Here is a 23089-nt window from a genome sequence, read left to right on the forward strand (position 1 = left end):
TATAAATGATACGTTAAGCATGTACAAAAGTGATTGTTTAAAAATGTACAAATTCGATATTAAAACTGCATAATATTTCTGGGGTGAATATTATGCATTTACAATTAAACATAAACACAGATATTGAGATTAACAATCTTTTAGATTTACCAAAATTAAAAATGATTATGGAGAGTTTAAAGATGAAGATTAATAAAAGTAAATTGGCACGAGAGATGGGGGTGGATCGGCGGACAATTGAAAAATATCTTGAAGGTTATAAGCCGAAAAATTCCAGGGGGCGTAAATCTAATCTGGATCAGTATTATCAAACGATTTCCTTATTACTGTCTAAGGACTCTAAACAAATCTTTTATTATAAACGGGTCTTATGGCAATACCTAAAGGACAATCACGGTTTAAAGTGTGCTTCATCCACTTTTAGGGCGTACATATCAAGTAAACCGGAATTCCAAAAATACTTTGATTCCGGAAAACGAAAGAAATCCAATACTGAGGTCATTCGCTTTGAAACACCTCCAGCTGAACAGGCCCAACTGGATTGGAAAGAAAATATTCGATACATCACAAAAGATGGGGAAATTATTTATGTAAATGTTTGTGTACTCTTACTCTCTTATTCAAGGTTTCGAACCTTTCATCTTTCCCTTTCAAAGTCACAGAGCGTGCTATTATCCTTTCTTGTTGAGAGTTTTGAGGCTTTTGGGGGAGTACCGAAAACGATTGTGACGGATAATATGAAAACGATCATGGATGAATCTAGAACTGAATACTCAAAAGGGAAGGTGAATGAACGCTTTTATCAGTTTTCGAAGGATATGGGATTTGGGGTAAAGCCCTGTATAGCCGGAAGACCAAATACAAAGGCCAAGGTAGAAGCTCCAATGAAAATCATTGATGAAATTCATGCCTACCAAGGAAAATTTGATTATGAAGAACTCCATCAATTTGTACAGAATCTGTGTGATCGAATAAATCACAGTTATCATCAGGGAACAGGAAAAATACCAATACTAGCCTTTAAAAAAGAAAAAGATCTCTTATCCCCATTGCCAAATGTAAGAATAAGAGATTCCTATAAAATCGATCATATACTTGTAAAAGTAAATACTTCCAATATGATCACCTACAAGTCCAATCAGTATTCAGTTCCCGCTGGATACATAGGAAAAACCGTAGGTTTACAAGTATACGATAACCATATCTCTGTTTATTATAGCACGGATTTAATTGTCCAACATTCAATTAGCCCATTAAAAATCAATTATAAACAAGAACATTATGTAGAAACGTTGGCTAGGGGGCTTCCTCTTACAACGAACATTGAAGAACTAGCTAAGAAAAATCTTGAGGCAATTAATGAGGTGTATAAAAATGAATAGTAGTTATGCAAAACTAGTACATAATCTGGAGTATTTGAAGTTAAAGCAGATCATTACCCATCTTGATGAAACCATTGATTTTATGACCAATAATCAACTTTCCTTTGTGGATACATTGATAAAACTCACGGACTATGAAATTGATATGAAAGAAATTAACATGGTGAAGGCGATGGTGAAGGTTGGGGCTTTCCCTCACTTGAAAGAAATAAAAGATTTTGATTTTACTTTTCAACCTTCTATTAATAAGCAACAGATACTAGACTTTACAACCTTAAGATTTCTTGAGTCGCAAGAAAACATCGTTTTCTTAGGTCCTAGTGGCGTAGGAAAAACCCATTTGGCAACCGCTATTGGGATCGCAGCCGCCAAGAAAAGGACGAGTACTTATTTTATAAAATGTAATGACTTAATCATGAATTTGAAAAGGGCAAAACTTGAAAATAGGCTGGAAACCAGATTAAAACATTATGCCAAGTATAGGTTGCTTATCATCGATGAAATTGGCTATCTGCCAATTGATGCAGAAGATGCCAAGTTGTTTTTCCAGCTAATTGACATGAGATATGAAAAGAAAAGCACCATACTAACGACAAACGCCAATTTTAAAACATGGGGTGATATATTTCAGGATCCTAAGTTGGCCAATGCCATTTTGGACCGAGTCCTCCATCACGCAACAGTAGTAAATATTATTGGGGATTCTTATCGACTAAAAAATCACTTTGATAAGGAAAACGAAATGAATGAAAAAGGAGATAGACAGAATGAGTAGGTACACAGTGGAGGAAATTACTAAGTTTTTTCATTCTCATGAAGTAAAATGCCAAAGCAGTGACGTTCAAAAATGGATTAATAAAACAGGTGGCCCTAGTAACGATGAGGAACTTACGGATTGGGATATGTTTGATTTTAGTGAATGGTGGAGTTATCAAGGTACAGCATATGAAGATGGAATTGATGATAAAACAAAAATCGCAAGATTATTAGAGGAAATAGAAGATTTGAAACGTGAAAAGTACAAGCTAATGGATGAAATAAATACGCTTGAGCAACGATTAGATATTTTACCATTTTAGCTTTTTACCTCTAATTCGGGGCAAACACAATACTCAATAAGTCTTGCCCCGAAAAAACGAAAATGTACATTCTAAAACAGTCAAATATGTACATAATTTCATTGACATTTATAATGTTGACTTATCGAAGGGAAGAGGACAAGAAGTTTGCTAGTCGATGGGCGCTGAAGCTAGACATAGAAAAGCGGAAGCGCCCGTTTATCGACGTACAAACTTCAGGGACTCTACTGAGATAAAGGAAACACGAGGAGCCGATAGGACGAAGCGATGTTGACTTATCGAAGGGAAGAGGACAAGAAGTTTGCTAGTCGAGGGGCGCTTAAGCTAGACAACAAAAAAAACGACCAAGAGAATATCTCTTGGTCGGATGCTATGAATTAAAATAAACGCAAATGCGGCAGTTATTTAATTGTTGGATTGGGATATCCATATCGTAAATTTCTCTTAAAGAATCGGATTGAATGATTTCCTCCGTTGGCCCATCCTTCACGACACGTCCGTTTTTTAAAGCGACAATGCGATCAGAGTATACGGATGCAAAATTAATATCATGGAGTACAATCACTACTGTTTTTCCGAGTTCATTTACTAGTCTGCGCAAAATTTTCATAATTTGAACAGAATGCTTCATATCGAGATTATTTAATGGCTCATCAAGTAAAATATAATCTGTATCTTGAGCAATGACCATCGCAATAAAGGCACGTTGACGCTGTCCACCAGATAGTTCTTCAATATAAGCATCTTCCATATCTACCAAAGCCATATATTCAAGGGCTTCATCAACTTTCCTTTTATCCTCTTCAGTCAATCTCCCTTTGGAATATGGAAATCGTCCAAAGGAAACTAATTCGCGGATAGTCAAACGGACATTCATATAATTGGATTGCTTCAAAATCGATACTTTCTTTGAAAATTCATTAGCCTTCATCCCACGTGCATTCGTCTTATCAACAAGCACTTCTCCTGTATCTGCATCCAACAAGCGGCTCACCATTGAAAGCAAAGTTGATTTCCCCGCGCCATTTGGTCCGATAAACGAAGTAATTTGTCCTCTTTGTATATCAACTGTCACATCTTCCACGACATGTTTTTTTCCGTACAATTTTGACAAACCCCGTACTTGTATCATGTGGATCGACTCTCCTTCAGTAATAAATAGATGAAGTACACTCCACCTATGAAATTAATAATGACACTTAGCGTTGTTGAGAACGTAAAAATTCGTTCTACAACCCATTGACCACCAATCAGGGCAATTACACTCATGAGTGAGGCACCACTAATTAATATTCCGTGTTTATACGTTTTAAAAAATTGATATGATAAATTTGCTACAATTAAGCCGAAAAATGTAATCGGCCCTACAAGAGCTGTTGAAACAGAAATAAGAATAGCTGAAGTAACAAGCATTTGCTTTACAATTTTATCGTAAGCAACTCCGAGATTAATCGCTGTTTCTCTACCTAAAGACAATACATCTAAATATGGAATCGACTTCCAGCCGATAATGATGATTAATCCAATAACAAGCAACGAGAGCCAAACAAGATCTCCATTCACATTATTGAAACTTGCAAACATTCGATCTTGCACAATTTGAAACTCATTCGGATCAATTAATACTTGCAAAAAGGTTGAAATACTTTGGAAAAAGGTGCCAACGATGATTCCAATTAATAGTAAAAAGTAAATCGGACGCTGACCTTTTTTAAATAAAAACTGATACATCAGTAAAGCAAAAACAACCATTGCAAGGACGGATAGAATAAAATTGACTTGCTTATTGACAATCGTAATGTGATTAGAACCTAAAAAGAAAATAGCTAACGTTTGAATAAGTAAATAAAGTGAATCTAGTCCCATAATGCTCGGAGTTAAAATCCGATTATGTGTAATCGTCTGGAACACGACGGTTGCATAGGAAACGGCGACCCCTGTCAACACCATTGCGAGTACTTTTATTCCTCTTCTAGGCAACGCATAGTCAAAGCTTCCGTTTAACTGATGAAATAAATAAAGACCCACACAACCCGCAGCGACCAGTGCAAGTATTGTGATTTTAGTTGAATTACGCATATGCTTTCCTCCGGAACAGTAAGTAAAGGAATATACCGCTTCCGATTACCCCGACCATTAAGCTAATGGAAATTTCGTATGGATAAATGAGCACACGTCCCAAAATATCACATACTAATAAGAAGATTGCGCCCAGAAGCGCTGTATGCGGCAATGTTTTTTGTAAGTGGTCGCCTTTAAAAATAGAGACAATATTTGGAATGATCAAGCCTAAGAATGGAATCATCCCGACTGTCAATACTACGGTCGCTGTGATTAGGGCCACAAGAATTAATCCAAGATTTACAACTCGTTTATAAGCAAGGCCTAAGTTTTTGGAAAAATCCTCCCCCATCCCCGCTACGGTAAACCGGTTTGCATATAAATAAGCAATCAGAAGAACAGGAATGCTAATATATAGAAGTTCATAACGCCCTTTCATAATCATAGAAAAATCTCCTTGCAGCCAGGCAGACATATTTTGAATAATGTCAGCACGATACGCAAAGAATGTCGTAACCGAAGATAATATATTCCCAAACATTAAACCAACGAGTGGAATGAAAATGGCATCTTTAAACTTGATCCTGTCCAATATTTGCATAAAAAGCAATGTTCCACCAAGAGCAAAAGCAAAAGCAACAACCATTTTTTCTAAAGTTGAAGCATTTGCAAATAAAAGCATAGAAACGAGAATTCCGAGCCTAGTAGCATCTAAAGTCCCAGCTGTTGTTGGTGATACAAATTTATTGCGACTAAGCTGCTGCATAATAAGTCCAGCAATACTCATTCCTGCCCCCGCTAGGATGACAGCCATGAGTCTTGGCAGACGGCTAATAAGAAAAATTTGCGTCTCCTCGGACTGAAAGTTGAGAAGATCAAGAGGTGTTATATTACTGACACCAATAAATAATGATAGAATTGCTGCGAGAATTAATGCGGTAATTAAGTACCATGTTTTCATAAATGACTCCATATTATATTAATCTTATAGATTGTTAATTGAAAATCGTTATCAATACATCGAGTTTATTATAACACGAGGGTTTTTCAAGTCAACACACGCCTGATAATCATTATCAATCAACCGCTAAATGTGAACAACTTCCAACTTTTTGCTCTTTTCAAGGTAGGTTCCCAATGATAATATGAAAGCGCATCCATAATAAAAAGGAGGTTGCTCAATGATCACTTTTTTTGCTGCAATTATTTTGTTAGTTGTAAGTTATTTCACTTATGGAAAGTACGTTGAAAAGGTCTTTGGAATGAAGGAGAATCGTCAGACTCCCGCTTACACGCTTGCAGATGGATTAGATTATGTCCCAATGGGGAAACAACGCAACTCTCTCATACAATTGTTGAATATTGCCGGAGTTGGACCTATTTTTGGTCCAATTATGGGCGCATTATACGGCCCTGTTGCATTCCTATGGATTGTTTTTGGAGCGATATTCGCTGGTGCTGTCCACGATTATTTGACGGGTATGATATCGTTAAGAAATCGCGGAGCTCACTTGCCTGAACTAGCCGGCATGTTTCTTGGAAAAGCTTTTAAGCATGTTGTTAACGCGTTCTCGATTTTATTGCTTATTCTAGTTGGAACCGTCTTTGTTACTGCACCTGCAGAACTACTTGGTGATTTAACAAAAGGATGGATGTCCGTTGGGATTTGGATTGCCATTATTTTTGCCTATTATCTTTTAGCTACTTTACTGCCAATCGATAAGATTATAGGAAGAATCTATCCTATTCTTGGCTTGATCTTATTGATAAGTGCTGTTGGAATTGGGGGAGCACTTATTTTCCAAGGACACCATATTCCTGAGTTGTCTCTTGCAAATATGCATCCTGATAATCTACCGATTTTCCCAATTCTATTTATAACGATTGCGTGTGGAGCTTTATCTGGGTTCCATGCAACACAGTCACCAATTATTTCACGTACAACTAAAAGAGAATCACAAGGACGTTATATTTTTTACGGAATGATGATTGCTGAAGCCATTATCGCTATGATATGGGCTGCAGCCGCCATGTCAATTTTTGATGGAGCTTCGTTGAACCAGTTGCTTGCTGAAGTAGGACCAGCTGGGATTGTAAAAGAAGTTTCTATTACCACACTCGGTGCAGTATTTGGAACGATTGCGGTACTTGGAGTTATTGTTCTTCCGATTACTTCAGGAGATACTGCCTTTAGAAGTGCACGCATGATTATTGCAGATTATATTGGATTAGCCCAAAAGAAATTTGGAAACCGACTATGGATTACTATTCCGATGTTTGTCATTTCCATCATTCTTACGCAAATGGATTTTAATATTCTTTGGCGATACTTTGCCTGGGCGAACCAATCCACTGCCATGATTGCATTATGGGTAGGTGCAATGTATTTAGCTTTGCAGAAGAAAAATTATTGGATCGCAGCAATTCCCGCAATATTTATAACGATGACAACCTTTACGTTCATCCTCAATGCGCAGATTGGTTTTAAATTACCAATGAATGTATCCTATTTTATCGCGAGTATTATAACGATTATTATTATCGCCGGTTTCTTTTTGGGACTAAGAGCAAAACTCAATGCCGCTGAAAAAGGAATAAAGCCAATTATTCTGGATGATGGATTAGGAAAGGCGTCCTAAACCATTTTTAAAAACCCGAGCACTATTTCTGGCTGTTGACAATTATTTGGTCAACAGCCTCTTTCTGTTCCCAATTTTAATTCTTCCTATATTAACAAAAACGTGGAAATGAATGTATCGGAAAGCTGTTTTGTACATGGATAAAAAAACAATAATTTAAGAAGACTATAAGATGATTGCGAAGTTTTCAGACGCTAAATTTTATTTAGAAGGGATTGTAAATAATGAATAATCAACAGCAGGGACAAAGCTATAAGGAACAGCAAGTTCAACAACAGCAGCAAGAAATAATACAAAATCAGACACAAATGGAGCAGCAATTCCAAAGCCAAAAAAAGCAAGCACTTCAAGCAATGCAGCAAGCAGAACAAACAATCCAGCAAAGTGCATCCATGGTCGATATGCAGTCCTTACAACAAGCACAGCAACAACTCCAACAAGCTACCGGGCAGCTAAATCAAATGCAAGGACTAGCCGCTGAACAATCAACAACCCCAGAACAACAACAGCTCCAGCAAGTTCAACAACAAATTGAACAAGCAGCTCAAACCCTCCAGCTTATCCAATCCCTAAATAGCGGCAATAATAGTTTTAAAAAGGGATGAACGAGATTGTGTGTAAATTGTGTGAGAATTGCGTGAGTGCCTGGCACTCACACAATTTCACTCACACAATATCCCCTGCCTGCAATGCTGCTTTAATGGCGGTTTTAATTTCTGCGTAGCCTGTGCATCTGCAAAGGTTGGATTGCATCCATTCTTCTATTGTGGCATCGTCAGCATTGGGATGTTTGTTTATTAGTCCGTGGCAATTTATTATGAAGCCTGGTGTGCAAAATCCACATTGTATGGCCCAGTTTTCAACGAAGGCTTTTTGGATGGGTGATCCTGCTAATCCTTCAATGGTTGTAATCATTTTGTCTGTATTTTCGATTGATAAAGTAAGGCATGAATGCATAGGTTCATTGTTTACTAAAACGCTACATGCCCCACAATCCCCATTTTCACAAGCCCGCTTTGCCCCGCTTAAACCGAGTTCATTACGCAGCGTATGTAATAATGTGTCCCCTGTACGGATAACTGCTTCACGTAATTCTCCATTAATATGGAATGGGACGATTGCCTTCGTTGTTCCATCCATCATTTTTTCACCTCCAATGCTCCCAATGTTTCTAATAATGCATTTCTAAAAACAAATTCTCGATAACCGGCTGATGCGTGAATATCACTAATAATTGGGCTAGGAAGCTTACTAATAGCTAGCTCAACTTTATCCGTTTCAGAAAGAGAGGAATCATTCAGTAACGTCTCGATTTCTTCAGAACGAATTGGGTATTCACAAACCCCACTAAAGGCTGCCCGAATTCGCTGGTCCTTTACTATTGCTGCTAAGGATACAACTGGATACCCTACCTTTGAGAACTTTGTCTTTTTTAAAGTAAAGAATGGCAAATCGACATATGATTTTTCAATGTATATTTGTACTAAAAGTTGCCCTTGTTCTAATTGAAAATTCTTATTGAAAATATTATTTATGGGTAAAATTTCTTCTTCTTTTTTTCCTGCAACTTTTACTTTAGAATCAGATATTAAAAGTGGAAGTATTCCTTCCTTGTATATCAATTGACTATTTATATTGCCACCAATCGTAATTTTGTTCCTTGATGTGTGATCTGCTATACCCTTTACTTTTTGACTTAATAACGGAAAGATGTTTGAATCGGCAACTATATTCAGCGTTACAGCTGATCCAATAATGAGTTGATCATCCTTATGCTCCAATGCATGACAATCAGGAATGCCTTTTATATCAATGACGGCATCCGCATATATATCTTGAGTGCGAGCAAATGTAATAAACTCTGTCCCCCCAGAATAATAAACAACTTTCTTATTTCTTCCGCTAATGGTTTCATATATTTGAAGTGCCTCTTCAACAGTTGACGGTTTGTAATAATCAAAGTCAAATGGAATCATTTATGATTCTCCTTCATTGCTTTCCAAATATACTCTGGATGGAGAGGCAATTGATTAAGCTCTACTTCCGCAGCAGTTGAAAGACTGTTTGCCAGGGCGCCTGGCATCCCGATGACTCCATATTCACCAATACCGCGGGCACCATACGGACCGTCGGCGGAAGGCGTTTCGATAAACTCTACTACATATTCAGCAGGCTGTTCGCCAAACCGCAACATTTGATATGTTCTTAATTGAGGATTTTGGACACATCCTTGATCATCGAAAATATACCCTTCACTACTTGCAAAACTAAGACCTAAATACATTCCACCCCTCATTTGCTGTGTGGCTGTAGCTGGATTAATAATTGTTCCTCCGTCCAATACCGTAACTGCTTTTAATAATTTGTAAGTGTAGTCTTTTTTGTCCCATTCCACTTCCACTGCTTGAGCTCCTACAGACCACCAAGGGCCTGGCTTTCCAAATCCCGTTTCTTTATCCATAGGAGTTAATCTCCTTTGAATATGCTTGCCAGCTCCAATGACCTGCCCTTCAATGGAGTGACCATTCGGATACGTATACCCTAAAGCAATATCTTTAATATTGACACCATATTCAGGATTGGCCTTTAAAAAAACTCGACCACCACTTACTTCCAAATCTTCAATAGAACATTGCAAAACAGCGGAAGCCGTTTTTTTCAATTGTGCGATTGCATGATCTGCGGCAGATATTACCGCTCTTCCAGCTAGAAAGGTTGTACTGCTTGCCACCGTGCGCCACTGGTGAGGGTCATATTGTGTATTTAGCTCCATCGTTACATGTACTTTATCAATTTCCGTCCCTAATTTTTCGGCAAGAATTTGCGCAAGGATCGTTTTAGTTCCTTGCCCCAATTCAATTGCGGCGCAATTTAAGTTCACACTTCCATCTGCTTCAAATGTTAAAATGACCGCTGCTTGGGCATTTGTTGCAGTCGTTGATGTTTTCCAAAATAAAGAAATGCCCTTTGAACGAATTTTCCCGGATTTTGTTTCGATTCGTTCTCCTTTATCCCATTCAATTAATTCTTTTGCACGATCGATGCACTTTTCAGAATCACCTATATTATTCGCGGTTATTACCGCTTGAGTAGGTGATGTGTGTCCAGGTTTTATCGTATTTAGCTTTCTTAGCTGAATCGGACACATACTTAGCTCATTTGCCAGCATGTCCATCGTTCGTTCAACCGCAAATGTGAGTTCTGGATGGCCATAACCTCTAAACGAAGTACCAAATGGATGATTTGTGTACATACAATAAGAATCACACCAAACATTTGGTATATGGTAAGGACCTGTACAATCAAGTGCCGCAGCTCTCGTAATTCCTGCAGCTTGATCTGTATAGGCGCCTGAATCAATCAAATATGTATACTGCCCCGCGACAAGTAGCCCATCCTTTGTCGCTCCAAGCTTCACTGTTGCATCAAAGCCGATATGACACGGAGCTGTGATCATATCTTCTTCCCTTTCATAGTCTAGCTTTACAAGCTTGCCTCCGACTGATTTGGATGCTAAATAAGCAAGAGGTTCAAGCTGGACAGTTCCTTTCCCACCAAATGCACCGCCAACCATTGGGGCATGGACAATAATGTTTCCAACTTCAATATTAAAAAATTGATTCAATACTTTTTTAATCGTATACGGTGATTGGGTCGTTGAATGGACGATTACTTTGCCTGCTGGATTGATCTCGACTCTTGCACTCCGTGTTTCAAGTGCTGCATGATCAGAAAGATTGAAGGAAAAATTTTTAGTGATTTTCACATCACAGCTTTCCCAAGCGGATATAAAGTCGCCTTTCCTAATTTTTATATGGCTGCCAATATTTGTCCCCTGTACGGGATACACATTGCTTATTATTTTCTGATATTGTCCTGAGTTTTCATGGACTAGCGGCGAGTCCTTTTGAAAAGCCTGCTGTACCGAGTTCACAACGGGAAGCGGTTCATACTCCACTTTCACTTTTACAGCCGCCATTTTTGCTTGATATTCTTGATCCGCAACAACAATGGCCAATGGTTCACCATGGTAACGGACTTTTTCAAACGCTATTGGAGGACGATCGGCTAAAATTGGACCGATATGAAATGGAAATACTTCACCAGTCACGATCGCACGGACACCCGGAACCTTCCAAGCCTCTTTCGTGTCTATTAAAATAATTTTGGCATGCGCATGTGTACTCGTTACGAGTTTGGCGTGTAAAAGCCCCGGGATAGAAAAGTCTCCTAAGTAACGAACCGTTCCTGCTGCTTTTTCAACTGCATCAATCCGTTGCACTGCCTTACCAATATTCATATGCATTCGTCAAACCTCCACTCTTTATCTTGCTACAATAATAATCGTGTTTTCATCAATTTCACTGGCTGCTGCATCTAATATTCTCTCAAGACTCATGCTTACTTTTTGCAAAGCATCCTTATCCTTTACAATAAAAATGGGAGCTCCCCCACCTTTAATGTTTTCTTGTTTTGTCGTTACAATTGCTGCAATCGAAGTAACTTGTTCATCAGGCATTTTTTGCACTCCTAATCATTTCTTTCCCTTTTCTCCTTCACTCGGAAGCCGGATTGCACTATCAAGAACAGGAACATGCTCCAATACTTTTTTGATTTGTTTAAAATCTTTTTCCTGAGGCATCAGGAACAACCCAAGCCTTCCATCATCCATATTTCTCTTGGAAAGCGGGATAAAGCTTGACTCCCCTGAATCAAGATAGCAGCCCAATACATTGGCTACATGGTGAAGCATTGCTTGCCGTTGGCCGAGATGTGATAATGTTACGATGCTATTTTCATTTTTGGGAGTGACAATGACACCAACTGCCCGCTCCATAATGACTTCTCTATTAGCCTGAATCCCAACATTTTTTATATGGATGTCGCCTACGAATAAATTAGGGCCCTTAAAATGAATCTCGCCTTCTGAAAAGTCGGCAACCGCATTTAATAATTTTCCTGACATATTGAACTTTACGATAAAAAGCATGACAATCCCGCCAAGGATCCCGATCCATAGATTAGCAACTGTCAATAGGGTTGTAATAAGTGCTGTAAACATCACTAAATAATTCCGGCTTTCAAAAGCTTGCGCCATTCCTTCAATAAAAGGTGTTCCACGCTTTACTAACTCACTAAGATCCACTTGTTGAAGTGTGTCCCTTTCCATTTTTCGAACTTCACGGAATTGAGTAGCAGCCAGCCCAAGAAAAGTGACCGCAGTCCAATTAGATTCAAGCACGGAAGGAACAGCTACTGCCCCAATAAACGCTGCTATGAATCCAAATGATAAGTGAATGATCCTACCTTGAGGATATGTTGGGTATTGCCGGAAATCAGTACGTAATAAGACAAATCGAGAAATCGTCCCGAATGCAACGCCCATGACAACGGAAAATAAATAATTCATACCCCTGCCCCTTAAACGCTAATGATAATTAGTATGGTAACCAATAATAGTAAATAATATGTTATGAGGATGGAACAATTTGGGAAGATTTGAATAAAAAAGCGAAAGCACTTTACTTATCGACTTACATACTTCGTTGTTGTCTTATGCAGGGAGAAGAACCTTGAAATTCGCTAGTCGAAAGGCGCGGCAGAAAAAAGGAATTTGGGAGGGGAAGATTATGGAATACATACATGACATATTCGACTCTTTATTAACCGATCACATACAACCAACCGTACTAGCTCAAATTATCCATGTTGATGGATCGTCTTACCGAAGAGAAGGAACTTGGATGCTGTTAAAAGAAGATGGTTCAAAAATTGGTTTGATTAGTGGGGGTTGTCTTGAAAGTGATTTGCGACATCGGGCAGAGCGGCTTTTTTCAACTGGAGAAGAGGAAATATTAAAATATGATTTAAGCTCAGAGGATGACTTAGGTTGGGGTGTCGGAGCTGGGTGCAATGGAGTTGTGTCTGTACTATTGCGGGACATTGATGATGGATTCCGTAAATCTCTTATATTTATAAAAGAACAATTAAACAAAATGGAACCCATTTTTTATATACAGTCATTAATACACTTTGAGCAAGTAATGTTTTTTAGAGCAGATGATATTCCTTTAAAATTTAAAAACTTATTCCAAAATATAAAGCTGTTTTCCGAATATGCTCGCCTTGAAATGATAGAAAATGAACCTTTTTTCTGTCAAATCCTTTGGCCGAAACCGAATCTATATATTATTGGAGCTGGAGAAGATGTCCGGCCGCTTGCCCACTTAGCAGCAGATACAGGATATTCGGTTCACATATTAGATTGGCGTGAAGGGTACTGTTCGAAAAGCTTTTTTCCCACTGCGGCCTCACTCCTAATAGGTGAGCCTGAACAATTATTAAAAGAAATTTCATTTAATAAGCTAGATTCGGTCATCATCATGACGCATGACTTTCAACGAGATCACAAAATATTAAAGTGTATACAAGAAACACAACTTTTTTATATTGGAATTTTAGGCTCGAAGAAAAGAACAGAAAGATTAATGGGTGGAGACATTCCAAATTGGCTCCATTCCCCTATTGGCTTAAAAATTGGTGCTGAAGGACCAAAGGAAATTGCGATAAGCATTGTTGCAGAATTGATTGCGGCCCGGAGGAAGGGTACATGAAAATTGCAGGAATCTACCTTGCTGCGGGTAAAAGTTCACGTATGGGAAAAAATAAACTAGCACTACCAGTTGGGAATACTCTTCTTGGAACGATGGCACTAAAAACAGCTTTACAATCTTCCTTGGAAAAAGTTTATATCATTACAAATTCGCTAGAAGATCTATCTTGGTTAGAATCACTTATAGAACATGAAAAAGTCTCCATAATTGCGTGTCCTTCCGCACATCTAGGTCAAGCTGAATCTATCAAATGCGGTATTCGCAGTGCACAAACAGAAGAAATGGATGCCATTATGGTGCTGCTTGCTGACCAACCATATATTTCAATCAAAATAATAGAGGATATAATCCGCCAGTTGAAAAATAATCCAGCTCTTCAATTTGTCGCAGCTTCCAATCAAAATATCATTAAGCCGCCAGTATTATTTTCTGCTTCGATGTATCCTGCTCTTTTAAACCTCCAAGGAGATCATGGAGCTAAAACCCTTTTACGGGGAAAAAATAAGGGAATAGGAGAAGTATTAACATTTTCTAGCAGAAAGGCTTTTCTAGATATTGACACAGTGGATGATTATAATGAGCTTATTAAAAATTGAGATGAGGTTTGGATTAATTAAAAGAAGTAAAGATATAATAAAGGCTATCATGTACAATGGACATACTTTGGGAGGAGAACAGCATGCGAAGAATTTCCAATGTTTTTTGGATTTCTGTCATTTTACTAATGATTGCTGTCTTATTTGGAGTAATCGCACCGAATCGTTTTGAAAGTGCAACATCTATTGTAGAAACTTTTATTACTTCTCGTTTCGGATGGTATTATTTAATTCTTGTTAGTGTCATTGTTATATTTTGTATATTTCTTATATTTAGTCCTGTCGGAGCAATTAGATTAGGGAAGACAGATGAAAAACCGGAATATTCTAGGCCCACCTGGTTTGCGATGCTTTTTAGTGCTGGGATGGGGATTGGCCTTGTATTTTGGGGAGCGGCAGAGCCCATTTCTCACTTCGCTATATCTCCGCCTCTAGCAGATCCCGGAACAGATTCAGCCTTAAAGGATTCGATGAGATTTACTTTTTTTCATTGGGGGATTCATGCATGGGCCATTTATGCACTCGTGGGCCTGTGTCTTGCCTATTTCAACTTCCGTAAGGACGAGCCTGGACTTATTAGTGCGGCACTTAGTCCCATTTTAGGTAAATATTCTAAAGGGAAAATAGCTGTATTCATCGATATTATCGCGGTGACCGCAACAGTTATTGGAGTTGCCACAACGTTAGGGTTTGGTGCCGCGCAAATTAACGGCGGTCTTTCCTATCTTTTCGGTATCCCCAATACATTTTCTGTTCAAATCATTATCATCGTCATTGTCACGGTTTTATTTATCATGTCAGCATGGTCAGGTTTAAGTAAAGGTATAAAATACTTAAGTAATACTAATATGTTTTTAGCCGCTCTTCTAGTTGTACTTGTTTTTATCGTTGGTCCGGGATTATTTATTTTAAATTTATTTACGGATACGCTAGGTGGGTACTTTCAAAATCTTATTTCCATGAGTTTTAGAATTGCACCCTTAAAACCCGAGAATCGTGAATGGATTAATAATTGGACCATTTTCTATTGGGCTTGGTGGATATCATGGTCGCCTTTCGTCGGAATTTTCATCGCTCGCGTTTCTAAAGGACGAACGATTCGGGAATTTTTAATTGGAGTGTTGCTCCTTCCTACCATCGTCAGTTTCATGTGGTTTGCTGTATTCGGAACGACAGCCATTAACGTGCAACAAATCGGAAATATAGATTTAACACAATTCCCGACAGAAACAGTATTGTTTGCGGTATTTAGTGAAATGCCCTTCACTTCCATTCTTTCAATCGTTGCAATTATATTAATTGGCATCTTTTTTATCACATCAGCGGATTCCGCTACCTTCGTTCTTGGGATGCAGACAACTTATGGTTCTTTGACTCCTCCCAACAGGGTGAAAATTGTTTGGGGATTCATACTTGCGGCAATGGCAGCCATTCTCCTGTATAGTGGCGGACTTCAAGCACTACAGAATGCACTTATCATTGCGGCGTTTCCTTTTTCATTTATTATGATTCTTATGATGCTCTCATTGTACAAATCGTTAGCCCGTGAAAAAAAAGAATTAGGTTTGGGCTTTCGACCAAGAGAATTAAAAAAACGGAAATAAGAAACATTTGCATTGATGCGGTAAAGACAATAATAGGTTTGAACGAGATAAAGGAAACAAAGCGAGCTTGAAAGACGAACTGATGGTTAACTTTTCACAGGAAGAAAAGCCAAAAGTTTTTAGGCGCCTAGCTATCCGGGTACACTCCAGTTCCCTTGTGCATGACAGGAAGGACTGGATTTCGCAACAGCCTAAATTCAAAATATAGACTTAAAACAAAATTTCCCGACCACCATTCCTTTCGGAAAAAGTGCCGGGAAATTTTTCATTTTATATTTTTATACTTTCCACCATAAAACAATAATGGGTCCCCATCTTGGATTCGCAAGTCAGAAACTTCTGCTATATAAAGGGTGTGGTCCCCTGCTATCACTGAATTTTGAACTGTGCATGTCATATTGACTAATGCATCTTTTATAACATCCATGCCATTAAAAACATCGAAGTCTATCTCTCTTTCTTCCTTTATTTGATCCGCAAAATAGGCTGATAAATCTTCCTGATGTTCATTTAATATACTTATAGCAAAATTGCCGGATTCTTTTAGCAATTGATTCATATGTGCTTTTTCTCGAATTGAAACAAGTATAAGCTTTGGATCTAGTGAAACAGACACAAAGGCGTTAGCCGTCATACCGTGAACAACTTCATTAACTTTAGTCGTAATGACGGTTACACCTGTAGCAAATCTCCCCATTGCCGTTCTAAAAAGGCGATCATCCATTAAAACTACTCCTTTTTACTTTAAAATCTTTATTAACATTCTACCAAAGAAATGATCCATATGCTCAATAAAGCCCTTCAGGAAAATAAAAGCGCACTATTTTATGGTAAAAAACCACATTAGTGCGCTACTATCTTTAAGCATCCATTTCCATGAAGAGTTTTTCTTGTACTACTTCTTCTTTTTTTGCTTCAATAAAAAGAATTTGATGACCATCCAATTCTTTTACAGTAAACTGGAATCCATCGGAGCAAATACTTTCTCCTTCAGCTATATCAAAGTTTTTTGATAAAACCCAGCCGCCAAGTGTATCTACTTCCTCATCCGATAATTCTGTTCCAAGCAAGTCATTGACCTCATGGACAAGAACCTTTCCACTAAAGGAGTAATGGTTCTCATCAATTTTCGTAATTTCAGCTATTTCATCTGTATCGAACTCATCGCGAATCTCACCGACAATTTCCTCGATAATATCTTCAACTGTTACAAGACCACTAGTGCCTCCGTACTCATCCAATAAAACAGCCATATGTGTTCGTTCTTGCTGCATTTTTAATAATAAATCGTGGATTGGAATAGTATCAATAACTAGAATGACTGGCTTCAGAAATTGAGTGATTTTCATATCGGACTCAGACCCAGTTTTTTTAATTTGGGCCATTAAAATATCTTTAATGTTTATAATTCCAACGATGTTATCCTTATCTCCTTCATAGACTGGATAGCGTGTGAGCTTTTCCTTTTTAATCACTTTCATCCATTCATGAATGTCGTCTTCAGTCGATAAAGAGATCATTTCTGTACGCGGCACCATAATTTCTTTAGCAATCCGATTATCGAACTTAAAAATATTATTGACATAAGTCAATTCGGTCTGATTGATTTCCCCACTCTTATAGCTGTCAGACAAGATGATGCGAAGCTCCTCTTCCGTATGGGATTCTTCATGTTCCTTTACTGGCTGAAGACCAAACATTTTCACCATTAAACGTGCCGAACCATTTAATAGCCAAATAAACGGAAACATGACTTTATAAAACCAAGTAATGGGCTTCGCGAAAAGCAAGGTAATCATTTCAGCTTTTTGAATCGCAACGGTCTTAGGTGCGAGTTCACCTACCACAACGTGTAAAAAAGTAATGACAGAAAATGAGATGGCTACTGAAATAATCTTCGTAGCGGAAGCGCCAATTTGCCAATTTTCTAAGGTAGGTTTTAGTATACTCAAAATAGCTGGTTCACCCAGCCAACCTATCCCAAGCGCTGTGATCGTAATTCCGAGCTGGCAAGCTGATAAATACTCATCCATATGTGTCGTCACATGTTTTGCTGCTATTGCCCCTGGCTTTCCTTCTTCAACTAGCTGATCAATACGAGAACTTCTAATCTTGACAATCGCAAATTCTGTAGCTACGAAAAAAGCGGTTAAAACAATCAATACTCCAATTAAAATTAAACTGCCTATGTCCAAATGGTTCACCTTTCAAAGAAAGGTGTACACCTCCTGTATTTTTAAATTGTCCATCTAGCATACGCATAGATAGACTAATATAAAATAAATTATACTATGTAACTTATTAAGTGTATATTTTAAATTTATGTAAATTAGAAAAGCGGAAGTACTTTGCCTATCGACGCATAATTTTCAGGCGCGCTACGAGATAAAAGCACGTTAAGTTCATAAGAAGAATTAATATAGAATGAGGTCAAAAAGTTTCCAGTCGATAGGCGCTGGAGCTGGACATATAAACAAGAATGACCTTTTCTTTTTATCTAAAAAACTGTAAACTTATGAAATGTAATGAAAGTGAGGTTTGAATGATGACAGTTTGGGATATTATTGTGGCATTAATACTTGGTTTAGTAGAAGGTTTAACTGAATTTGCTCCTGTTTCTTCAACCGGCCATATGATCATTGTTGACGATATGCTATTGAAATCAGCAGATATACTTGGATCCCCCGAAGTGGCCAATACCTTTAAAGTTGTAATTCAACTCGGTTCTATAATGGCAGTTGTCATAGTTTTTTGGTCCCGTCTTTGGAGTTTGGTTGGGGTAAATATTGGCGGTGCTATGAAAAAATCACCGACTGAATCACGTTTAAAACTAACACATGTCATAGTTGGCCTTTTACCAGCAATTGTACTCGGTTTTGCTTTTGAAGATTTCATCGATACGTATTTGTTTAGAATTGAGACTGTATTACTTGCACTTATAGTCGGTGCTTTCCTTATGATTTTAGCTGACTGGAAATCAAAGCAAACGAACCATTATGAAGGAGCTTCATTAGATGAAATTACATATAAGCAAGCATTTTTAATTGGCTTATTTCAGTGTATTGCATTATGGCCGGGCTTCTCTCGTTCGGGTGCAACTATTTCTGGCGGGGTTCTAATGGGGCTAAGGCATCGTGCAGCAGCCGACTTTACCTTCATCATGGCAGTGCCGATTATGTTTGGAGCAAGTGCCGTCTCACTCATTAAAAAACTCGACTTTATGACGGCCGATGTCATTCCATTTTTTATAGTCGGTTTTGTTAGTGCATTTGTATTCGCTTGGATTTCGATCCGCTTTTTCCTAAGCCTAATCAGCAGGATTAAACTATTGCCATTTGCGATTTATCGGATTGTACTAGCTATTGTTTTAGGGATTGTTTATTTTAGTGTGATATAAGAGAAAAATCGGGCCACAGATGGTCCGATTTTTTTATTTTAGACGCACTCAGACAGCAAAAACGATTTTTGCATGGTCATGGCCACGGGCACTTTGGATGATTGAATTTTTTATCGTGACCTTCCGACTTACTTTTCCACTTCCAAGGGCACGATTAACTCATTATCGTGACCTTCCAACTTACTTTTTCGCGTCTTAGGTCACGATTAACCTCTAATCGTGACCCTCCAATTCATTTTTCCACACCAAAGGGCACGATTACCCAACTACAACCACTTATTCAAAAATTCCTTCACCTCATACCTCATATCTGCCGTTTCAAAGTGGCCAATATTATATCTAAGTAGTTTCCAGGCTTCCGGTGCACCTTGTTCCTCATAAACTTTTTTCAGATTTTCATCGATGATATCAAGCCCTTTAGGGGGTGTTAGTCGATCATAGTTTCCCGCAAGACTTAAATGAGGGCGCGGCGCTATTAAGGAGTTGATCTCTGAAGTTGTAAAATGTTTAAGGAGTTTGGGGACGTAATAATAGATTCCGTGGCCTTCAAGTCCGCGACTTTCGATCAATGACTGGAAATCACATAAGCCACATAAATCTACACATACTTTTATTCGCGGATCAAGTGCAGCGAGCCACCATGACATCGTACTTCCCATCGATATCCCCAATGTTCCGATTCGATTTTCATCAACATCAGGACGGGAGATAACATAATCGACCGCACGCAAACTATCATAAACCATTTTTCCCCACATCACTTCCCCTTTCCAAAGCATTTCCTTAAATATTTCGCCTTCGGTCCTCCCTCTTCGTTGACCGAAGCCCCAAGCATCGATACATAATACGGCATACCCCATCTTCACTAACTCCTCAGCATAAGCCGGATTTTGTAAATATACATTTCCTTTAATTAATTCTTCCTTCCCATGCTCATAAAAACCGCCATGAGAATGATTAAATATTATAGTCGAAAATGGACCTTCCCCTTTTGTTGGACGCACGAAATAAGCAGGTACGATTTCCTCTCCATTTAAATCAAGCTGCCATTCTTCTAATATGTAATGAGGCAGGCGCTCTTCTTTTAGTTTTTTCGATAAAATCGGATTGGATCTAGAAGGTAATTCGCCTAGCAAACTGAATAATTCTTCCCGTTTTTTTTCTGCTACCATCAGAATCATCTCCTTGTTATTCCCTTTTCATCAATGGTACCATTCATATAACGGACTTTCATTATGAATCTTCATTAATTGAAGCAGGTGTCAAAAATGAGAAATATATCCTTCTCCCCACTTGGCGATTGTGCCATCATGATGGATTTTGGAAAAGAAATAAACCTAAAAACAAATAAAAACATAATAGACATATATCAATCAATAAAAAGTCGGCCATTTCAGGGATTCATAGAATCCGTTCCTGCCTATACAACGTTAACCGTTTATTATGACCCCGTTTCTGTAGGAACAGAATTCCCCTATGAAACTGTAAAAAATGAACTTGAACAATGTGCCAAAAATTTGTCTGCGATTATACATACAAACAATAAAATTGTCACTATTCCTGTTTGCTATGAGGAACCGTACGCAATGGATCTAGACTTTGTCGCCACCTACAGTGGACTGACTAAAAATGAGATTATTAACATTCATAGCGAGACAACCTATCATATATATTTTTTAGGCTTTGCCCCTGGTTTTCCTTTTCTTGGAGGTATGAGTGAAAAAATTACTGCGCCGCGCCGAACTAACCCAAGATTAAAAGTTCCAAAGGGTGCTGTTGGAATTGCGGGTCAGCAAACAGGCGTCTATCCTTTTGAAAGCCCCGGCGGCTGGCAAGTAATCGGTAGAACACCATTAGAACTCTTTAATTCGAACACGATGCCTCCTTCTCTACTATTACCAGGCGACAAAGTCCGATTTACCGAAATTAGCAAGGAGGACTTTGATCTATTGGAGGGCAAACAATGACCATTACACTCATAAAAAGTGGTGCCTTTACAACGATTCAGGATCTTGGTCGGAACGGATGGCAAGCTTATGGCATGCCAGTTGGCGGTGCAATGGACCGAATGGCAGCCCGCTTTGCAAATATTCTTCTCGGCAATGACGAAAATGAAGCTGTTTTGGAAATGACTTTAGTTGGACCGACCATTCAATTTAACGAAAACACGATCATCTCCATTTTCGGAGCTAATATGGCACCAAAAATATTTGGTAAAATGATTGAAATAAGAAAGCCTATTAGCATTAAAAAAGGTGATATCATTACATTTGGCGCTGCCCAATCAGGCGTTAGAACATATTTGGCGGTTAAAGGCGGCTTCTCTTTACCTAAAATACTCGGAAGCAAGAGTACGAATGTAAGAGCAAATATTGGCGGTCCCTTACAAACGGGAGATGTAATTCAATTAAATCATTCATATTCAACAAACCATTTTTCTTGGGGATTATCTTTTAAGTTGGAAAATTATATACACGATAGACATGTCCCGATTCGTTATGTAAAAGGCCCCCAATACGATTTATTTACTGAAGAAACAAAACAAGCCCTTTTAGAATCCGCTTTTGCCATTAGTCTACACTCTGATCGAATGGGCTATCGTCTAACAGGTCCAAAGCTAAGCACAAATCAAAAAGTTGAGCTCACTACAGAAGGAACGACTTTTGGTTCGATTCAAGTCCCTCCCAGCGGGGAGCCGATCATCCTAATGGCAGATGGTCAACCAACAGGGGGGTACCCAAAAATTGGCCAAATAATAAACGTTGATCTTCCAAGATTAAGCCAAATCCGTCCGGGTGAATATATTCGTTTTAAGGAAATTTCATTAATAGAGGCACAAAAGCAAATGCTCGATCAACATAAAGAATTCACTGCTATTAAAACGGCGTGCTTAATAAAATGGAGGGATTATTAAAATGTATAGGGTGGACTTGAACTGCGATATGGGAGAAGGATTTGGGCAATACTCGCTTGGACATGACGAGGAAATCATGCGTTATATCTCATCTGCAAATATAGCATGTGGTTACCATGCAGGCGATCCCTCGACAATGAATAAAGCGGTGAAACTTGCGATTGAAAATGGTGTGAATATCGGAGCCCATCCTGGGTTTCCTGATCTTCAGGGCTTTGGACGCAGAAATATGGCTGTCTCCCCGCAAGATGTTTATGAATTGGTGCTCTACCAAATAGGAGCTTTAAGCGCTTTTGTAAAGGCACAAGGTGGTTCATTACATCACGTTAAACCACATGGCGCCTTATATAATATGGCTGCTATTGATAAAAGTCTTGCTTCCGAAATAGCTAAAGCCGTCTATCACTTTGATCCGCAACTCATTTTGTACGGGTTAGCAGGCAGTGAAATAATTAAAGCTGGGGAAAAGCTAGGACTTGCAACGGCAAACGAAGTATTTGCCGACCGTACATATCAGAGTGACGGTACTCTTACCCCAAGATCTAACCCGAATGCCCTTACTTCAAATATAGACGAGTTCATTTCGCAAGCCATCAAAATGGTGAAAGAACAAAAAGTCACTTCGACAGTTGGAATCGATATTCCCGTAAAGGCAGATACGATTTGCATTCATGGAGATGGATCTAATGCTTTGAGCTTCGTACAAACCATTAAGGAGATTTTTAGGAAAGAGAACATTTCTATAAAACCAATATTAGGTCGATAGTGGCAAACAATAAGTCATTTGCAATCCTCCACCTCCT

Annotated in this window: 23 protein-coding genes; 12 read left to right on the forward strand and 11 right to left on the reverse strand. The window is 38.5% G+C overall.

Annotation, left to right across the window (positions count from 1 at the left end; translation table 11 throughout):
* Window positions 1–92: 92 nt before the first annotated feature.
* From istA to KHA96_RS15575, 3 genes are read left to right on the forward strand one after another with little or no spacing between them, the layout of a single operon-like run.
* Window positions 93–1382: an IS21 family transposase gene (istA, locus tag KHA96_RS15565; RefSeq protein WP_213130067.1), complete on the forward strand. Its 1290-nt coding sequence runs from the start codon at window positions 93–95 to the stop codon at window positions 1380–1382.
* On the forward strand, window positions 1375–2157 hold the full coding sequence (gene istB, locus KHA96_RS15570) for an IS21-like element helper ATPase IstB (RefSeq protein ID WP_213130068.1): 783 nt from the start codon (window positions 1375–1377) through the stop codon (window positions 2155–2157). Before istA ends, istB begins: the two co-directional genes overlap by 8 nt.
* Window positions 2150–2461 (forward strand): hypothetical protein, encoded by a 312-nt coding sequence (locus tag KHA96_RS15575; protein ID WP_213130069.1) that lies wholly within the window; start codon window positions 2150–2152, stop codon window positions 2459–2461. Before istB ends, KHA96_RS15575 begins: the two co-directional genes overlap by 8 nt.
* 370 nt (window positions 2462–2831) lie before the next feature.
* Here KHA96_RS15575 and KHA96_RS15580 read toward each other — a convergent pair whose 3' ends face one another.
* The 3 genes from KHA96_RS15580 to KHA96_RS15590 are packed head-to-tail and all read right to left on the reverse strand — an operon-like array spanning window position 2832 to window position 5483.
* Entirely contained in the window at window positions 2832–3593 is a 762-nt protein-coding gene (locus KHA96_RS15580; protein WP_213130237.1) for an iron ABC transporter ATP-binding protein, read from the reverse strand.
* On the reverse strand, window positions 3590–4540 hold the full coding sequence (locus tag KHA96_RS15585; protein WP_213130238.1) for an iron chelate uptake ABC transporter family permease subunit: 951 nt from the start codon (window positions 4538–4540) through the stop codon (window positions 3590–3592). Before KHA96_RS15585 ends, KHA96_RS15580 begins: the two co-directional genes overlap by 4 nt.
* Window positions 4533–5483 (reverse strand): ABC transporter permease, encoded by a 951-nt coding sequence (locus KHA96_RS15590; protein ID WP_213130239.1) that lies wholly within the window; start codon window positions 5481–5483, stop codon window positions 4533–4535. The genes KHA96_RS15585 and KHA96_RS15590 overlap by 8 nt, the downstream gene beginning before the upstream one ends.
* A gap of 220 nt (window positions 5484–5703) precedes the next feature.
* On the opposite strand from KHA96_RS15590, the gene KHA96_RS15595 reads away from it, so the two are divergent.
* Window positions 5704–7161 carry a carbon starvation CstA family protein gene (locus KHA96_RS15595; RefSeq protein ID WP_213130240.1) on the forward strand — a complete coding sequence of 486 codons (1458 nt, stop codon included), beginning with the start codon at window positions 5704–5706 and terminating at the stop codon, window positions 7159–7161.
* 224 nt (window positions 7162–7385) lie between these two features.
* Entirely contained in the window at window positions 7386–7766 is a 381-nt protein-coding gene (locus KHA96_RS15600; protein WP_213130241.1) for a hypothetical protein, read from the forward strand.
* Between the two features lie 61 nt (window positions 7767–7827).
* On the opposite strand, the gene KHA96_RS15605 is transcribed toward KHA96_RS15600, so the two are convergent.
* From KHA96_RS15605 to KHA96_RS15625, 5 genes are read right to left on the reverse strand one after another with little or no spacing between them, the layout of a single operon-like run.
* Window positions 7828–8301, reverse strand: a complete 474-nt coding sequence (locus tag KHA96_RS15605) for a (2Fe-2S)-binding protein (RefSeq protein WP_213130640.1) — start codon at window positions 8299–8301, stop codon at window positions 7828–7830.
* The gene (locus KHA96_RS15610; RefSeq protein ID WP_213130242.1) at window positions 8301–9137 is read right to left on the reverse strand and encodes an FAD binding domain-containing protein; all 837 of its coding nucleotides are present in this window, start codon (window positions 9135–9137) and stop codon (window positions 8301–8303) included. The genes KHA96_RS15605 and KHA96_RS15610 overlap by 1 nt, the downstream gene beginning before the upstream one ends.
* Window positions 9134–11461: a xanthine dehydrogenase family protein molybdopterin-binding subunit gene (locus KHA96_RS15615; RefSeq protein ID WP_213130641.1), complete on the reverse strand. Its 2328-nt coding sequence runs from the start codon at window positions 11459–11461 to the stop codon at window positions 9134–9136. The genes KHA96_RS15610 and KHA96_RS15615 overlap by 4 nt, the downstream gene beginning before the upstream one ends.
* Window positions 11462–11485: 24 nt before the next feature.
* Entirely contained in the window at window positions 11486–11680 is a 195-nt protein-coding gene (locus tag KHA96_RS15620; RefSeq protein ID WP_213130243.1) for a capping complex subunit for YIEGIA, read from the reverse strand.
* A gap of 15 nt (window positions 11681–11695) precedes the next feature.
* On the reverse strand, window positions 11696–12571 hold the full coding sequence (locus KHA96_RS15625) for a YIEGIA family protein (protein ID WP_213130244.1): 876 nt from the start codon (window positions 12569–12571) through the stop codon (window positions 11696–11698).
* 220 nt (window positions 12572–12791) lie between these two features.
* Between KHA96_RS15625 and KHA96_RS15630 the strand changes: the two genes are divergently transcribed.
* From KHA96_RS15630 to KHA96_RS15640, 3 genes are all read left to right on the forward strand, one after another.
* Window positions 12792–13775 carry an XdhC family protein gene (locus KHA96_RS15630; protein ID WP_213130245.1) on the forward strand — a complete coding sequence of 328 codons (984 nt, stop codon included), beginning with the start codon at window positions 12792–12794 and terminating at the stop codon, window positions 13773–13775.
* Window positions 13772–14371 (forward strand): nucleotidyltransferase family protein, encoded by a 600-nt coding sequence (locus tag KHA96_RS15635; RefSeq protein WP_213130246.1) that lies wholly within the window; start codon window positions 13772–13774, stop codon window positions 14369–14371. The genes KHA96_RS15630 and KHA96_RS15635 overlap by 4 nt, the downstream gene beginning before the upstream one ends.
* A gap of 83 nt (window positions 14372–14454) precedes the next feature.
* Window positions 14455–15975 (forward strand): glycine betaine uptake BCCT transporter, encoded by a 1521-nt coding sequence (locus tag KHA96_RS15640; protein ID WP_213130247.1) that lies wholly within the window; start codon window positions 14455–14457, stop codon window positions 15973–15975.
* 265 nt (window positions 15976–16240) lie between these two features.
* Here the strand turns inward: KHA96_RS15640 and KHA96_RS15645 are convergent, their stop codons facing one another.
* Both KHA96_RS15645 and KHA96_RS15650 read right to left on the reverse strand, forming a co-directional pair.
* The gene (locus KHA96_RS15645; RefSeq protein ID WP_213130248.1) at window positions 16241–16699 is read right to left on the reverse strand and encodes a flavin reductase family protein; all 459 of its coding nucleotides are present in this window, start codon (window positions 16697–16699) and stop codon (window positions 16241–16243) included.
* A 136-nt stretch (window positions 16700–16835) separates the two neighbouring features.
* Window positions 16836–18170 (reverse strand): hemolysin family protein, encoded by a 1335-nt coding sequence (locus KHA96_RS15650; protein WP_213130249.1) that lies wholly within the window; start codon window positions 18168–18170, stop codon window positions 16836–16838.
* A 350-nt stretch (window positions 18171–18520) separates the two neighbouring features.
* Between KHA96_RS15650 and KHA96_RS15655 the strand changes: the two genes are divergently transcribed.
* The gene (locus KHA96_RS15655) at window positions 18521–19372 is read left to right on the forward strand and encodes an undecaprenyl-diphosphate phosphatase (protein WP_213130642.1); all 852 of its coding nucleotides are present in this window, start codon (window positions 18521–18523) and stop codon (window positions 19370–19372) included.
* Between the two features lie 266 nt (window positions 19373–19638).
* On the opposite strand, the gene KHA96_RS15660 is transcribed toward KHA96_RS15655, so the two are convergent.
* Window positions 19639–20544: a dienelactone hydrolase family protein gene (locus KHA96_RS15660; RefSeq protein ID WP_213130250.1), complete on the reverse strand. Its 906-nt coding sequence runs from the start codon at window positions 20542–20544 to the stop codon at window positions 19639–19641.
* Window positions 20545–20640: 96 nt separating this feature from the next.
* Here KHA96_RS15660 and pxpB point away from each other — a divergent pair, with 96 nt between their 5' ends.
* From pxpB to KHA96_RS15675, 3 genes are read left to right on the forward strand one after another with little or no spacing between them, the layout of a single operon-like run.
* Window positions 20641–21339 carry a 5-oxoprolinase subunit PxpB gene (gene pxpB / locus KHA96_RS15665; protein ID WP_213130251.1) on the forward strand — a complete coding sequence of 233 codons (699 nt, stop codon included), beginning with the start codon at window positions 20641–20643 and terminating at the stop codon, window positions 21337–21339.
* Window positions 21336–22286 carry a 5-oxoprolinase subunit C family protein gene (locus KHA96_RS15670; protein WP_213130252.1) on the forward strand — a complete coding sequence of 317 codons (951 nt, stop codon included), beginning with the start codon at window positions 21336–21338 and terminating at the stop codon, window positions 22284–22286. The genes pxpB and KHA96_RS15670 overlap by 4 nt, the downstream gene beginning before the upstream one ends.
* Window position 22287: 1 nt before the next feature.
* Window positions 22288–23052, forward strand: a complete 765-nt coding sequence (locus KHA96_RS15675) for a LamB/YcsF family protein (protein ID WP_213130253.1) — start codon at window positions 22288–22290, stop codon at window positions 23050–23052.
* The last annotated feature ends 37 nt before the right edge of the window (window positions 23053–23089 follow it).

The organism is Bacillus sp. FJAT-49711 (assembly GCF_018343715.1).
In the GTDB taxonomy this organism is placed as follows: Bacteria; Bacillota; Bacilli; order Bacillales; family Bacillaceae_C; genus Lederbergia.

Bases quoted from the DNA above. Each gene is read 5' to 3' on its own strand.
- KHA96_RS15645 (WP_213130248.1), bottom strand. From the start codon at position 16,699: ATGGATGATCGCCTTTTTAGAACGGCAATGGGGAGATTTGCTACAGGT.
- KHA96_RS15610 (WP_213130242.1), bottom strand. From the start codon at position 9,137: ATGATTCCATTTGACTTTGATTATTACAAACCGTCAACTGTTGAAGAG.
- istB (WP_213130068.1), top strand. From the start codon at position 1,375: ATGAATAGTAGTTATGCAAAACTAGTACATAATCTGGAGTATTTGAAG.
- KHA96_RS15590 (WP_213130239.1), bottom strand. From the start codon at position 5,483: ATGAAAACATGGTACTTAATTACCGCATTAATTCTCGCAGCAATTCTA.
- KHA96_RS15675 (WP_213130253.1), top strand. From the start codon at position 22,288: ATGTATAGGGTGGACTTGAACTGCGATATGGGAGAAGGATTTGGGCAA.
- KHA96_RS15635 (WP_213130246.1), top strand. From the start codon at position 13,772: ATGAAAATTGCAGGAATCTACCTTGCTGCGGGTAAAAGTTCACGTATG.
- KHA96_RS15600 (WP_213130241.1), top strand. From the start codon at position 7,386: ATGAATAATCAACAGCAGGGACAAAGCTATAAGGAACAGCAAGTTCAA.
- KHA96_RS15670 (WP_213130252.1), top strand. From the start codon at position 21,336: ATGACCATTACACTCATAAAAAGTGGTGCCTTTACAACGATTCAGGAT.
- KHA96_RS15625 (WP_213130244.1), bottom strand. From the start codon at position 12,571: ATGAATTATTTATTTTCCGTTGTCATGGGCGTTGCATTCGGGACGATT.
- KHA96_RS15660 (WP_213130250.1), bottom strand. From the start codon at position 20,544: ATGGTAGCAGAAAAAAAACGGGAAGAATTATTCAGTTTGCTAGGCGAA.
- KHA96_RS15605 (WP_213130640.1), bottom strand. From the start codon at position 8,301: ATGGATGGAACAACGAAGGCAATCGTCCCATTCCATATTAATGGAGAA.
- KHA96_RS15575 (WP_213130069.1), top strand. From the start codon at position 2,150: ATGAGTAGGTACACAGTGGAGGAAATTACTAAGTTTTTTCATTCTCAT.
- KHA96_RS15585 (WP_213130238.1), bottom strand. From the start codon at position 4,540: ATGCGTAATTCAACTAAAATCACAATACTTGCACTGGTCGCTGCGGGT.
- KHA96_RS15615 (WP_213130641.1), bottom strand. From the start codon at position 11,461: ATGAATATTGGTAAGGCAGTGCAACGGATTGATGCAGTTGAAAAAGCA.
- istA (WP_213130067.1), top strand. From the start codon at position 93: ATGCATTTACAATTAAACATAAACACAGATATTGAGATTAACAATCTT.
- KHA96_RS15630 (WP_213130245.1), top strand. From the start codon at position 12,792: ATGGAATACATACATGACATATTCGACTCTTTATTAACCGATCACATA.
- KHA96_RS15640 (WP_213130247.1), top strand. From the start codon at position 14,455: ATGCGAAGAATTTCCAATGTTTTTTGGATTTCTGTCATTTTACTAATG.
- KHA96_RS15620 (WP_213130243.1), bottom strand. From the start codon at position 11,680: ATGCCTGATGAACAAGTTACTTCGATTGCAGCAATTGTAACGACAAAA.
- KHA96_RS15595 (WP_213130240.1), top strand. From the start codon at position 5,704: ATGATCACTTTTTTTGCTGCAATTATTTTGTTAGTTGTAAGTTATTTC.
- KHA96_RS15580 (WP_213130237.1), bottom strand. From the start codon at position 3,593: ATGATACAAGTACGGGGTTTGTCAAAATTGTACGGAAAAAAACATGTC.
- pxpB (WP_213130251.1), top strand. From the start codon at position 20,641: ATGAGAAATATATCCTTCTCCCCACTTGGCGATTGTGCCATCATGATG.
- KHA96_RS15655 (WP_213130642.1), top strand. From the start codon at position 18,521: ATGACAGTTTGGGATATTATTGTGGCATTAATACTTGGTTTAGTAGAA.